Here is a 13,665-nt window from a genome sequence, read left to right as displayed (position 1 = left end):
TCGCTCCATGGTTTATACGCCTGAATGGCCCGGCGCTTTAGCGGTTTGTGCACCGGGCGTGCGAGCGCGACGGCCCGTGGCACAAGCGTGCGGACCTGCGGCGCGTCGGCGGTCGTGGTTCGAGATTAAACGTTTCAGCCGCTGCCCAGCAACTGCCGGATCAGGGTCGGGGTGCTGCCGGTCCAGCGCTTGAACGAACGGCGGAAGTTGGCCGGGTCATTGAAGTTCAGGTACTCGGCCACCGCCTCGTTGCTCCAGCCCTTGATCTGGTACAGGTACAGGGCCACGTGCTTGTGCACCCGGTCCACCTGCTGCTGGTAGCCGCTGTGGTGCTTGCTCAGCTTGCGCTTGAGGGTCGCCGGGCTCATGGCGAAGTCCTGGGCCGCCTGTTCCAGGGTCGGGATGCTGCGCACATGGGCTTTCAGGTAGCGGTACAGGGCATCGAGGAAACTGCTGGAAAACCCCAGCTGGCGCAGGTGCTCGCCGGCCTCCAGGCGCGCCACCTGGCCGGCGGTGGCCGAGGCGCCCGGCCAGGGCCGGGTCAGGTATTGCCGGGGGATGCGCATCAGGTCCAGGGGGCGCTGGAACTGGGTCTGTTCCCCCAGGTGCACCCAGTACTGTTCGACGTAGCGCGGTTCGCTGTGGCTGAAGCTGCATTCCCAGGGCAGGCGCTGTCCGGCCAGCCACTGACTCATGGCCACCAGCGAGGTCATGCTGGCTTCCAGCAGGAACCGCCAGTGCTCGCCGGCGCCGCAGCTGTCCAGCCAGTAGCAGTAGGCGTGTTGTTCATCGAACACCAGGCGCGGGCTGGCCAGGGGACTGAGCAGGGCCTGCTGCTGCACTAGGGCATCCAGGGCCTGATGCAGGTTCTGTGCATGGCGCAGGGCATGGCTGGCGGCGCCGTAATGCCCGGGCAGCAGGCGCTGGCCAAACAGAAAACTGCTGTCGTCGGCATCCAGCAGGCGCCGGCCGTTGCCGATCAGCGCCAGGAACTGCTGCGGGCTGAGGCGGGTCTGGCCGGCCAGGATGTCCTCATGGAACAGCCCGGTGCCGCGCAGCAGGCGGTGGCTGTCGATGTCCCGGGACAGCGCCAGATCGATCAGCGCTGCCGGTTGATAGTGCCCGGGGATAAACCGCGTATCGGCTTCGTACCAACTGGTCTTCACGGTCATGACGGCGCCTCAGGCGGTTTTCGCCAGGGGCTGCTTGGCCCGGGCCAGGGCCAGGTTGAGGCGTTTGAGCAGCCCCTCCGGGGTTTCTTCCAGGGCCATCACCACCGCGGTGCTGGCTGCCAGGTGCAGGCGCTCGCCGTGTTGCCGGGTCTTGTGCGCCAGCCCCTGCACTGCCTGTTGCAGTTCCAGGGCCAGCAGCCGCGCCTGGCTTTCCCCGGTGTTGGGCAGCAGCACCACAAAGCGGTCACCGGCCAGCCGGCACAGCAGGTCCTGGCGCCGCAGGTTGAGCAGCAGCACATGGCTCAGGGCCTGCAGCACCGCATCACCCTCGGCATGGCCGTAGTCCTGGTTGATCGCGGCAAAGTGATCCAGGTCCAGGGCCAGCAGCGACAGTGGCTGCTGCTGTCGGCGGCTGTCGGCCAGGCTACTGGCCAGCTGGTGCTTGAGGTAGTCGGCGCCGGCCAGGGGCGTGAGCTTGTCGAACTGGCGGTGTTCGCGAAACAGCCGCTCCTTCTTTTCCATCTGCGCGCTGATGGCCAGCTGTTCGCGGTGCCAGTGGTAGATGCCAAGGGTCAGCAGGATCATGCCGATGGGCATCGGCCCGGACTCCAGCCAGTGGTCCCAGGTGATGCTGTCGGGCAGGCGGATGAACTCGTCGAGGCTGTCGATCCACCAGGAAAAGAAGATGCAGCTCAGGCCCAGGGCCAGGTAGTTGGTGACCCGCCCGGCGGGGCGGCTCTTGAGCACCAGCCCCAGCCAGACCAGGGCCAGCAGCGCCGAGCCGCCTTCGCCGATGATGTCCAGCCACTGCCATTCGCTGACCGCTTTCAGGCTGCCGCAAGCCAGGTGCAGCAGCAGCCCGGCATTGGCCGCCAGCAACAGCGCGGCGAGTTTCCAGCGGTGGGGTTTGAGCACGCAGAACATGGCCGCGATCCTTTTTGCCAGGAGTGAGAGGGCGTCAGCACAGCAGATGTTTATGACACTGGGGTGACGCCGGAAAAAACCGCCGGGGGTCGAATCAGCTCAGGGTTCAGGCGTTTTTTTTGCTGGATGGGGCAGCCTCAAGGGCCTCTTCGCGGGCAAGCCCGCTCCTACGGGGCGGCGGGTGCGCCACGGATGTGTAGGAGCCGGCTTGCCGGCGAAGGGGCCCGCAAGACCTGCGCCCGACGGGTGATGGCTTTTGCGGGCAAGCCCGCTCCCACAGGGGTCAATTCAGCTCATTTGCCGGGGCTAAACCCGGGAAAACGGCTGTTTTGGCGACCTGTCGACCAGGCCTGTCACAGAACCGTCATTCGCCAACCCTAGCGTGCCCTCCCAGTTGCCGGGCCCCTTGCCCGGCGTTAGCGGACTCTTGGGGGAGGACCATCATGTACAAGCGCAGCAGTCCCGGGCTTGTCAGCTTTACCTTGACCGCGCTGGCCATGGCCATCGCCAGTGAACGCTTGAGCGCCGCCGAAACGGCCGCCACCGAGCATGTGCAAGTGGTCGGCCAGGCCGCCAGCGTCGATCAGGCGCTCAAGGAGCAGCGGCGCTCGGACAGCATCGAAAGCGTGGTGCATGCCGACGGCGTGGCTCAGTTGCCGGACCAGAACGTCGCCGAGGCGGTGCAGCGCCTGCCGGGTATCAGCATCGAGCGCGATCAGGGCGAGGGGCGCTTTGTCAGCGTCCGCGGCCTGGGTCCGGACCTCAACAGCGTGACCATCAACGGCACCCTGGTGCCTTCGCCGGAAAGCGCGCGCCGGGCCGTGGCACTGGATGTGCTGCCATCGGAGCTGGTGCAGTCGCTGTCGGTGATCAAGACCCTGACCCCGGACATGGACGCCAATTCCCTGGGCGGCACCGTGGATGTGAAAAGCCTCTCGGCCTTCGACCACAAGGGCCTGTTCTACACCGGCAGCAGCGAGGCCAGCTACGACCAGAACACGCGCCAGACCAGCCCGAAATTCTCCGGTGCGGCGAGCAACCGTTTCAGCCTCGGCGACGGCATCGACAACTTCGGCGTGGCCGCGGCCCTGAGCTGGCAGAAGCGCGATTTCGGCTCCGACAATGTCGAGACCGGCGGCGCCTGGGACTTCGACCAGGGCGCCAAGTTGCAGTCTTTCGAGCAGCGCGACTACGCCATCAGCCGCGAGCGCGCCGGTGGCGGCCTGAACTTCGACTACAAGCCTGACGACAGCAGCAGCTATTACCTGCGCACCCTCTACAGCCGCTACAAGGACAGCGAGACGCGCAACTCCACCAGCATCGAGTTCGCCGACCCCCTGGCCGCCGGTGATCGCGGCGACGCTGAGGCCAAGCGCAAACTCAAGCAGCGCGAGGAAACCCAGGAAATCCAGTCCTACGTGTTCGGCGGCGAGCGCCAACTGGGCTTGTGGACTCTCAGCGGGCAGACCGGCTACAGCCGCTCCAGCGAAGACAGCCCGGCGCATATCGCCGGGGCCACCTTCAAGGGCAACAGCGATTTTTCCGACAGCGGCTTCTACGACAACGGCAAGCCGCGCCCGGTGATCGGCTCAGGCTTCTTTGATGCGGCCAACTTCACCCTGGACAAGGTCGACTGGGAAAAGCAGAACACCACCGACACCGAAAAGAACCTGCGCCTGGACCTGGCCCGGGACTACGACCTCAGTGGCTATGCCGCGCAGTTCAAGTTCGGCGGCAAAATCAGCCGGCGCAACAAGGACAACGATCTGGAGGCCTGGGTCTACAAGGATTTCGACACCCTGGGTTTCACTGATCAGCAGCTCAACCTCGGGCAGTTCCAGAAGGGCAGCGTGGACTATTCCCTGGGCCGCTTCGGCCCGGGCATCAGTGGCGGCGCCATCAAGCAGTTGATCGGCGGCCTGAATCAGGCGGCCTTCTATGACGAGGAAGAATCCCGGGTCAACGACTTCAAGATTCGCGAAGACATTAATGCCGGCTACTTCATGAACACCCTGGACATCGACGACTGGCGCTTTATCGCCGGCCTGCGCTACGAGGGTACCGAGTTCGAGGCCAAGGGTACCGGGGTCACCGACGGTGCCTTCACTGCCACCGACACCAAACGCCGCTACCAGCACTGGCTGCCGGGGCTGCATGCGCGCTACCAGTTGGACAAGAACACCCAGCTGCGCGCGGCCTGGACCAAGAGCGTGGTGCGCCCGACCTTCGGCCAACTGGCCCCGGGCTTTGTCATCGACGGCGACGAGGCGACCTTCGGCAACCCCGATCTCAAGCCCCTGGAGTCGAGCAACCTGGACCTGGGCATCGAGCACTACATGGGCCATGCCGGCACCGTCTCGGCCTTCATGTTCTACAAGGACATCCAGAACTTCGTCTACAACACCGACCTGGCCGGCACCGGCGCCTGGACCGGGTTCTCCGAGGCGCACAGCTTCGCCAACGGCGACAGCGCCAAGCTGTATGGTCTGGAACTGGCCTACTCGCAGAAGTTCGACTGGCTGCCGGCGCCGTGGAACGGCCTGCTGGTGGGCGCCAACAGCACCTTCAGCCGCTCCAGCGCGAGCATCGAGGGCTTCGACCAGAAGGCCGGGGTCAACCGCAAGCGCGACATCGACCTGCCCAACCAGTCGGACACCGTGGGCAACCTGATGCTCGGCTGGGAAGACGACAAGCTCAGCCTGCGCCTGTCGGCCAACTACAAGTCGGCCTACCTGTTCGAACTGGCGTCCATCAACGACAAGGCCCACGACCTGCACGTGGATGCCCAGACCTTCGTCGATTTCAGCGCCAAGTATTCCCTGACCAAGAACCTGCAACTGAGCTTCGAGGCGCAGAACCTCACCGACCAGCCGTACTTCGTCTACACCGGCAAGCGCTCCTACAACGCCCAGTACGAGGAATACGGCCCGACCTACAAGCTCGGCCTGACCTTCACCCATTTCTAAGTACCGGGCCCTTGCCCGACTGCACACCCAAGGATTGTGATGAGCACTGTATCGACCGCAAGAAACGGCCTGCTGGCCCTGTGCATGGCCCTGGCCGGCAGCGCCGCCCTGGCCGCGCCCAGCGTGCCCGGCCTGAACCTCAAGCCCTGGGCCGAGCAGACCCCGGGCGTCACCGGCCTGGGTTTCGTGCCCGCCGGCACAGGTGCCGACCGGCTGCTGGCCAGCGAGCGCGAAGGCCTGTTGCTGCTGGATGAACAGGGCCGGCAACTGGCCCGGCTCAAGGGCTCGTTCAATGGCCTGGACAGCCGCGCCGCCGGCCAGCAAGTATTGGTGGCCAGCCTCGACAACCAGCGCCAGCAGGCGCTGCTGGTGAGCCTCGACCCGGCCAGCCGCAGTTGGGGCCAGCCGCTGTACCTGCCACCCCGCGACTACCCGGTCAACGGCCTGTGCCTGTACCGCGACGAGGCCAGTAACCTGTTCCTGTTCCTGGTGGGCGAGGAGGGCAAGGGCGAGCAGTGGCTGGTGGGCCACGGTGCGCAGTTGAGCGTCGAGCCGCAGCGGGTGCGTGGACTGCCACTGCCTCCCGAGGCCAAGTTCTGCCAGGTGGACGATGCCGCCCAGCACCTGCTGGTCAATGAGCAGAATGTCGGCTGGTGGGCCTACCCGGCCCATGCCGAGGCCGACACCACGCGCCAGCCGGTGGCCCTGCGCGCGCCCTTCGGCGAGATCAGGAAAAGCGCCGGGGCCATGGCCCTGGTGCCGGGCGGGATGCTCGGCCTGGACCCGAAAGCCGCGCAACTGCACCTCTACCAGCAGCAGGAAAAAGGCTGGGCGGCCCAGGCCACACTGCCCCTGGCCGGCCTCAAGGAACCGGAAAACCTTGCCCTGCGCGCCAGCGACAAGGGTCTGCAAGTGCTGCTGCGCGACGACGAAGACGGGCGCCTGTACCAGGGCCAATTGAACTGGCAAGCCACCCCAGTGGCGCTGCCGCCGGTCTTGCCCACCGTGCAGGCGGCGGTGCAGAGCGAGCCGGTGGGGCGCCAGGGCGACGCCGCCGATGACCCGGCGATCTGGGTCCACCCGCAGCAGCCGTCCCAGAGTCGGGTGCTGGGCACCAACAAGAAGCAGGGTCTGCTGGCCTACGACCTGCAGGGCAAGCTGTTGCAGGAGCTGGCAGTGGGGCGCCTGAACAATGTCGATGTGCGGCCCAACTTCCAGCTCGGCGAGCGCCGTGTGGACCTGGCCGTGGCCAGCAACCGCGACCGCAACAGCCTCAGCCTGTTTGCCATCGACCGGGCCAGCGGCGAGCTGAGCGAGGCCGGAGAGGTGCCCACGCCGCTCAAGGAAATCTACGGTATCTGCCTGTTCCAGCCGGCCAGCGGCGAGATCTACGCCATTGCCAACGACAAGGACGGCACCTTCGTCCAGTACCGCCTGAGCGCCCCCGGCGGCACGGCCCAGGGCGAACTGGTGCGCCAGTTCAAGGTGGCCAGCCAGCCCGAGGGTTGTGTCGCCGACGACCAGCGCCAGCGCCTGTTCCTCGGTGAAGAGGACGTCGGCGTCTGGGCGGTGGATGCCCGGCCCGAGCAACCGGCGACCCTGCACAGCGTGATCAAGGTCGGCGGCCTGTTGCAGGCCGATGTCGAGGGGCTGGCCCTGTACCAGAGCAGCGCCCGGGACTACCTGGTGATTTCCAGCCAGGGCAACGACAGCTACCTGGTGCTGGATGCCGAACCGCCGTTCGCCTCCCACGGCGCCTTCCGGGTCAGCCTGAATGCCCGGGCGGGGATCGACGGTGCCGCGGAAACCGACGGCCTGGAAGTCACCTCGGCCAACCTCGGCGGGCCCTGGAGCCAGGGCCTGCTGGTGGTCCAGGACGGGCGCAAGCGCATGCCCGAGCAGACCCAGAACTTCAAGTTCGTGCCCTGGGCCGAGGTCACCCAGGCCCTGAAGCTGCCCTGAGGTGGCGGTCATCACCTTGTCATTTGCATTTCATCGAATAGCCCCGCCAGCCCTGGCGGGCACCCGAGAAGGAGTTCCACCATGCAGGCCACACTCGAACACATGAGCATCTGGGGGCTGATCAGCGATGCCAGCCTGTTGGTCAAGGCGGTGATGCTGACCTTGCTCCTGGCATCCTTGCTCAGCTGGTACCTGATCATTCAGCGTGGCGCGGTGCTGCGCGGTCGTGAGCAGCGCTTCAACGATTTCATCCAGCGCTTTCGCGGCGCCCCCGAGCTGTTGCCGCTGTACCGCGAAGTGGCCAAGGGCAGCAACGCCGAAGGCGGCGTGGAGCCGATCTTTGCCGCCGGCTACCAGGAGTTCAGCCACCTGCGGGGCCAGGCAGGCGGTGCCGGCGAAGGGGTGCTGGAAGGCGTGGAGCGGGCCTTGTATGTGGCCATCAGCGAGCAGGAAACCCGTCTGGAAAAGGGCCTGCAGTTTCTCGCCACCGTGGGCTCGGTGAGCCCCTATATCGGCCTGTTCGGCACCGTGTGGGGGATCATGAATTCTTTCCCCGGCCTGTCCCAGGTGCAGCAGGCGACCTTGTCCACCGTGGCTCCGGGCATTGCCGAGGCGCTGATCGCCACCGCCATCGGCCTGTTCGCAGCAATTCCTGCGGTGATCGCCTACAACCGCTTCTCCGCCCGCAGCCAGACCCTGCTGACCCGTTACTACGCCTTCGGCAATGAACTGCAAGTACGCCTGCATCGCACCTTGCAGGGCACCCCGAGTCACCTGGCCGTGGCCGCCTGAGAGAAGGAGCAAACTGATGTTGACCCGGCCGCAACGCAAGCACGGACCCAAGGCGGAAATGAACGTGGTGCCTTACATCGACGTGATGCTGGTGCTACTGGTGATCTTTATGGTCACCGCGCCGATGCTCACCCAGGGGGTGAAGATCGAATTGCCCAAGGTGGCCAGCGAGGCCCTGGCCACCGACAGCCGCCAGCAGATCCTCACCCTGTCGGTGCAGGCCGGCGGCGGCTACTACTGGAACCTGGGCAGCGAACTCGATACCCGCCACCAGACCGATAGCGCCGTGGACCTTGAGCAGATGCGCGCCAAGGTGGCCCAGGTGATTGCCCAGCGCGGCGACACCCAGGTGTATATCCGCGCCGACCAGGACGCCGCTTATTCCAGCGTGGTGGCGGCCATGGCGGCGTTGCAGCAGGGCGGGGTGCACAACCTGGGGCTGGTGACCGAGGCCCCGCAATGACGGCGATGATCATGCACAGCCCGATAGCCCTGCCCATGGGCTCCGCAACTGCCGGCTTCTGGCGCAACAGCCTGGCGGCGACCCTGGCCCTGGCCCTGCACGCCGGGGTGCTGGCGGCGCTGGTACTGGGCTGGTCGGTGGACAAACCGCAGGTCGAGACACCGCCGGTACTGACCACCCAACTGGTGATGCTGGCGCCGCCGGCCGCCCCCGCGGAAGCGTTGCCGGCGGTGGCTGAAGTCGCACCACCACCTCCGGCACCTACGGCGCCGCTGGAGCCCCCCAAGCCCCGGGTGGACCCCCAGGTGCAGGCGCAGAAGCTGGAACAGGCGGCCCTGGCGCGCAGGCGTGTGGAAGACAAGAAGCGTGAGCAGGCGCAGGAACAGCAACGCCAGCAGCGCGAGCGCCTGGACGCCGAACAGCGTCAGCGTGATACCGAGCGCCTGGCCCAGGAGCAGGCCCAGCGCGCCGAACAGTCGCGGCTGGCTGCCGAGCGCGGGCGTCAGCAGGCGGCCCAGGCGGCGGCCGACAGCCGCCAGTACCAGCCCCTGAGCAAGGAGGCCCCGGACTATCCGCAACGGGCCCTGGACAAGAACCTGGAAGGCGACTGCACCGTGGAGTACAGCGTTAACCCTCAGGGACGGGTGGAGAACCCCAAGGTCATCGACGGTTGCCACCCCCTGTTCATGCGCCCGTCCCTGGCGGCGGTGGCGACTTTCCGTTACCAGCCACGGCTGATCGATGGCCAGGCGGTGACAGTGCCGGCGGTGCGCAACACCTTTCACTATCGGATCAAGTAAGGCGGGGGTAGGCGTGCGCCCGTCGCCGTGCAGACCGCCACCTGGCTGACCGTGCGCGCCCTGGCTGAGCCTGTCCCTTGGCTGGCTCAGCCTGTCCCTTGGCTGGCTCAGCCTGTCCCCTTGGCTGGCCGAGCCTGCCCCCTTGGCTGGCCGCCAATGCCCTCAACCCCAAGGGCCGGGTGTCTTAGTGTTGCCCTGTGTGGTCCGCCTCTGTTGTCGGGGCGGGCCCTTTGCCCTGGCCGCACTGAGGACCGCCGATGCCCACTGTTACCCCCGTCTGTTCGCGCCCGTTGCGGCGTCACTTTTGCTCGCTGATTCGCAGCGCCCTGGGCCTGTCTCTGGGCTTGCTGCTGAGCGCTTGCGGTGAGGCTGAACCGCCTGCTGCCGTGCGCCTCGACGCTGTGCGCCAGAGCCCGGCCGACCCGGCCCTGGCCCAGGTCTATGCCAGCAGCTGCCAGCTGTGCCACGCCAACCCGGCCTCCGGCGCGCCCCTGGCCGGGGATGCCAAGGCCTGGGCCCCGCGCCTGGCCCAGGGCGCCGATACCCTGCTGGATCACAGCATCAACGGCTACCAGGGCATGCCGCCCATGGGCCAGTGCATGCAGTGCAGCGAAGAGCAGTTCCTGGCCCTGATCAGCTTCATGTCCGGCCACTCATTCCAATAAAAAGACAAGGTCTTCGTTTATGGTCACGCACCTTTCTCGACGCCGGCTGCTGCAAGGCGCCGGTGCCCTCGGCGCCTTCAGCGCGCTGTGCAGCAACCCGCTGCTGGCCGAGCTGGCCCGCGCCCCGCGGCTGATTCCCTGGCGCAACTGGTCCGGCGCGCAAAGCTGCCTGCCCGAAGCGCGGCTGGCGCCCAAGGACCTGGATGAGCTGCGGCAGGTGATCCGCCAGGCCCCGGGCAAGATCCGCCCAGTGGGCTCCGGCCACTCCTTCAGCGCCCTGGTGCCCACCGACGGCACCTTGCTGTCCCTGGCCTATTTCAATGGCCTGCTGGCCCACGATCCCCAGACCCTGCAAGCCGAGTTCGCCGCCGGCACACCGATGGCGCTGATGGGCCCGGCGCTCAAGGAGGTGGGGCAGGCGTTGTGGAACATGGCGGATATCGACTACCAGACCCTCGCCGGGGCGATTGCCACTTCGACCCACGGCACCGGGATCGGCTTTGGCTCCTATTCGTCCCAGGTCTGCGGGCTGCAATTGGTGACCGCCAGTGGCGAGGTGCTGGACTGCGATCCACAGCGCAACGCCGAGGTGTTCCACGCCGCCCGGGTGTCCCTCGGGGCGCTGGGGGTGGCGACCCGGGTGCGCCTGCAGAACCGCGCCGCCTATCGCCTGCGGGAAAAACAGTGGATTGCCAGGACCGATGAACTGCTGGAAGACATGGCCAACAATGTTCGCGACAACCAGCACTGGGAAATGCTCGTGGTCACCCATTCCGACTACGCCCTGGCGGTGGCCCTGAACGAAACCGACGACCCGGCGACCCCGCCCAGGGACCCGGCCGAGGAGGGCGGCAACGAGTTCGTCGGCCTGATCGAGAACCTCGACAAGTACCTCAGCGATTTCCCCGACACTCGCCGCCACCTGCTCAACAGCCTGCGCTGGCTGGCCCGGTTCGATGAGCGGGTGGGGGATTCCTATCAGGTCTACGCCAATGTGCGCAGCGTGCGTTTCAACGAGATGGAGTACTCGGTGCCGGCGCACCTGGGGCCTGAGTGCCTGCGGGAGATCCTGGCGCTGATCCGTGACAAGGACCTGCGTACCTGGTTTCCCATCGAGTACCGCTACGTCAAGGCCGACGACATTCCCTTGAGCATGTTCGAGGGGCGCGACAGTTGTTCGATCTCGGTGCATCAGCACTACAGCATGGATCACCACAACTTCTTCGCCGCGGTGGAGCCGATCTTCTGGAAGTACCAGGGACGCCCACACTGGGGCAAGCACCACAGCCTCAATGCCCGCACCCTGCAGGGGCTGTACCCGCAATGGTCGGCCTTCGCCAAGGTGCGTCAGGCGCTGGACCCGCAAGGCAAATTCATCAACGCCCACCTGGCCTCGGTGCTGGGTGTGGTTTGAACAGGAGATCAGACCCATGAATCGTCGTCATTTCATGGCCGGCACCCTGGGGGCCGGTGTGTTGCTGGCCGGTGTCGGTGCCTGGCTGCGGCCCGGCGACCGGGGAGCGCCCTACAGCCCCTATTTCGCCGAGCTCAATCGCGAGCTCAAGGCCAACGGGCCGATGCAGCCGGTGATGCTGATCGACCTGGATCGCCTGGACCACAACATCGAGGTGGTCATGCAGTCGGTGCAACGGGGCGGCAAGCACCTGCGGCTGGTGGAAAAATCCCTGCCGTCGCCGGGGCTCCTGGCCTATATCGCCCAGCGCGCCGGCACCCGGCGCCTGATGTCCTTCCACCAGCCGTTTCTCAACCACGACGCCGAGGTGTTTGCCGACGCCGATATCCTCCTTGGCAAACCCCTGCCGGTCCGCGCCGCCGAGCTGTTCTACCAGCAGCTCAAGGGCCCGTTCGACCCGCGCCGGCAACTGCAATGGCTGCTCGATACCCCTGAGCGCCTGCAGCAATACCTGGGGCTGGCCCAGGGCCTGGGCACGCGGATGCGCATCAATATCGAACTGGATGTGGGGCTGCATCGCGGTGGTGTGGCCGACCATGGCGTGTTAGGGCAGATGCTGGCGCTGATCAGCGCCAACCCCCGGCACCTGGAGTTTGCCGGATTCATGGGCTACGACCCCTTTGTCGACATGGGCGTGCCGGGGATTCTGGGCTCGCCGCAAAGCCTGTTCGATAAGGTCATGCAGCTCTACAACGGCTTTGCCGATTTCACCCGCCAGCAGTACCCGGCGCTGTGGCAGGCCGAGCTGACCCTGAACACCGCCGGCAGCCCCAGCTATCGCCGGCACGAGCAGGAGGCCCTGAGCACCGAGGTGTCGGTGGGCACCGCGCTGCTCAAGCCCAGCCATTACGACCTGGCGTCTCTGGAACAGCATGTGCCGGCCGCCTTTATCGCCACCCCGGTGCTCAAGAGCACCGGCCCGGTGCGGATTCCGGCCCTGGATGACCAGTCGCGGCTGTTCTCCTGGTGGGACCGCAACCAGCGCCAGACCTTCTTCATCTATGGCGGCCACTGGCTGGCGGATTTCGCAGCGCCGGCCGGGTTGCAGAGCAACGAGCTGTTCGGCCGCAGTTCCAACCAGGAGATGGTCAATGGCTCCCGCGCCGTGGGCTTGCAGGTGGACGATCAGGTGTTCCTGCGCCCGCAGCAGAGCGAGGCGGTGCTGCTGCAATTCGGCGATCTGCTGGCGCTGCGTGGCGGGCGTATCGTCGAGCGCTGGCCGGTGTATGGCTGAGGTATGAGCTCGCTCCCTGTAGCCTGTTTTCGGCTACAGGGGCGCAGATTGCTGTCGGTTTCAGAAGGCGAAAGGAATGCTCAGCTTGGCCCAGAGCATGTCGCCCTCGGGGCGGTTTTCCACGTCGAATTCCTTGGCCCAGCGGATCTCGGCGCTGGCGTACTTGAGAAAACGCAGGTGCAGCGCCGGGCCGATGGCGAACACTTGCCCGCGCACCCCGTCACTCACGTCCTCGCCCATGAAGGTCACGGTCTTGCCATATTGCTTGTCGTCGGTGGTCTGCTTCAGGTAGTAGCCGTTGAGCCCCAGGCTCAGGTCGTCGGTCAGGCGGTAGCTGGCCGAATAGTCGAAGTGGAAAATCTGCCCGGAACGGTAGTGGGTGTCGCGGTTTTCCCGGTTGAAGCTGTAGGTGCTCTTGAACGACAGCTCGGTGCGTTCGCTGGGCAGCCAGGTCATGGAAAACAGCGGCTTGTAGGTGGTGAAGTTGTTGCTGGTGTTGGCCAGCCGGTCGGCATCGTACTGGCCGGTGGGCAGGGTCACTTCCACGGCCGCGCCCAGGGTCAGGCTGGGCCCCATGTCCCACAGGATGATCGGCGCGAAGGTGGTATCGCCCATGCTTTCGCGGCGATCGCTCTGGCCGTACAGCGACACTTGCTGGCGCAGGTAGGGCTGGGCCACGTAGCCCCCCAGGCGACCGCCGAAGACCCGCAGCGGGCTCAGGTAATCCAGGCGCGGGATGATCGCGTCGGAAGTGATCTTGACCTCCTGCACCTTGCCGCCAAAGGAGCTGATGTCGAGCTTCTTGGCCTGGTAGTGGTTGTAGTAGAGGTTGAAGGCGAACATGTGCTCCGGCAGCTGGTCGGGGCTCAGGGGCAGCACGTAGAAGCCGTCGGTGCCGGGGCCGATATTGTCCACTCCGGATTCGCTGGCCTGGGCATTCAGGCTGGCGCAGGCGGCCAGGGCCACGCCCAGGTGCAGGGGCAGAGAGCGAGTGAGGCGGGTCGGGTGCATGGTTGGGCTCATTCTTATTGTTAGTGGGGAGCGCGGCGGCAGGCGCGCCGCAGGCCCCATAGAAATAAGCCCTGGGCCGGACGCGGGGCAGGGTATTGGCGGACAGGGAGGGGGACTTTGTCGGACAGGCTGCAATGCTTTGTTACATTCCTCCATAAAACCCCGTGGGACGGGATATGCTCCAGCGGTCGGTGATGCCTTG

11 protein-coding genes are annotated in these 13,665 nt (G+C 66.2%); 8 read left to right on the top strand and 3 right to left on the bottom strand.

Translation table 11 applies throughout. The annotated features are described in order from the left end of the window. Positions 1-134: 134 nt before the first annotated feature. Together P7C00_RS20395 and P7C00_RS20390 are read right to left on the bottom strand one after the other, a co-directional pair. On the bottom strand, positions 135-1,172 hold the full coding sequence (locus P7C00_RS20395; RefSeq protein WP_404937238.1) for an AraC family transcriptional regulator ligand-binding domain-containing protein: 1,038 nt from the start codon (positions 1,170-1,172) through the stop codon (positions 135-137). Between the two features lie 9 nt (positions 1,173-1,181). Then, positions 1,182-2,096 carry a GGDEF domain-containing protein gene (locus tag P7C00_RS20390; RefSeq protein ID WP_346635273.1) on the bottom strand — a complete coding sequence of 305 codons (915 nt, stop codon included), beginning with the start codon at positions 2,094-2,096 and terminating at the stop codon, positions 1,182-1,184. 443 nt (positions 2,097-2,539) lie between these two features. On the opposite strand from P7C00_RS20390, the gene P7C00_RS20385 reads away from it, so the two are divergent. The 8 genes from P7C00_RS20385 (at position 2,540) to P7C00_RS20350 (ending at position 12,452) form a co-directional block, all read left to right on the top strand. Next, a complete protein-coding gene (locus tag P7C00_RS20385; RefSeq protein WP_404937237.1) occupies positions 2,540-5,062 on the top strand; it encodes a TonB-dependent receptor in 2,523 nt (840 codons plus the stop codon). Between the two features lie 39 nt (positions 5,063-5,101). Next, on the top strand, positions 5,102-7,024 hold the full coding sequence (locus P7C00_RS20380) for a phytase (protein WP_404937236.1): 1,923 nt from the start codon (positions 5,102-5,104) through the stop codon (positions 7,022-7,024). Between the two features lie 81 nt (positions 7,025-7,105). Then, positions 7,106-7,816 carry a protein TolQ gene (tolQ, locus tag P7C00_RS20375; RefSeq protein WP_404937235.1) on the top strand — a complete coding sequence of 237 codons (711 nt, stop codon included), beginning with the start codon at positions 7,106-7,108 and terminating at the stop codon, positions 7,814-7,816. A gap of 16 nt (positions 7,817-7,832) precedes the next feature. Next, positions 7,833-8,279, top strand: coding sequence for a protein TolR (gene tolR / locus P7C00_RS20370; protein ID WP_041118949.1), 447 nt, complete (start codon positions 7,833-7,835; stop codon positions 8,277-8,279). Then, a complete protein-coding gene (locus tag P7C00_RS20365) occupies positions 8,276-9,079 on the top strand; it encodes an energy transducer TonB (RefSeq protein WP_404937234.1) in 804 nt (267 codons plus the stop codon). The genes tolR and P7C00_RS20365 overlap by 4 nt, the downstream gene beginning before the upstream one ends. Before the next feature lie 257 nt (positions 9,080-9,336). Further along, positions 9,337-9,744: a c-type cytochrome gene (locus tag P7C00_RS20360; protein ID WP_346635278.1), complete on the top strand. Its 408-nt coding sequence runs from the start codon at positions 9,337-9,339 to the stop codon at positions 9,742-9,744. Positions 9,745-9,829: 85 nt separating this feature from the next. After that, entirely contained in the window at positions 9,830-11,158 is a 1,329-nt protein-coding gene (locus P7C00_RS20355) for a D-arabinono-1,4-lactone oxidase (RefSeq protein WP_404940054.1), read from the top strand. 85 nt (positions 11,159-11,243) lie between these two features. Next, positions 11,244-12,452: a DSD1 family PLP-dependent enzyme gene (locus P7C00_RS20350; RefSeq protein WP_404940052.1), complete on the top strand. Its 1,209-nt coding sequence runs from the start codon at positions 11,244-11,246 to the stop codon at positions 12,450-12,452. Positions 12,453-12,512: 60 nt separating this feature from the next. Here P7C00_RS20350 and P7C00_RS20345 read toward each other — a convergent pair whose 3' ends face one another. Beyond that, the gene (locus P7C00_RS20345; RefSeq protein ID WP_346635279.1) at positions 12,513-13,463 is read right to left on the bottom strand and encodes a transporter; all 951 of its coding nucleotides are present in this window, start codon (positions 13,461-13,463) and stop codon (positions 12,513-12,515) included. Between the last annotated feature and the right edge of the window lie 202 nt (positions 13,464-13,665).

This window comes from Pseudomonas sp. JDS08PS003 (genome assembly GCF_045013505.1).
GTDB classification, from domain to species: Bacteria; Pseudomonadota; Gammaproteobacteria; order Pseudomonadales; family Pseudomonadaceae; genus Aquipseudomonas; species Aquipseudomonas protegens_B.
The sequence above is the reverse complement of the archived record's forward strand: the minus strand, read 5'-3'. Positions and strand labels throughout refer to the sequence as shown.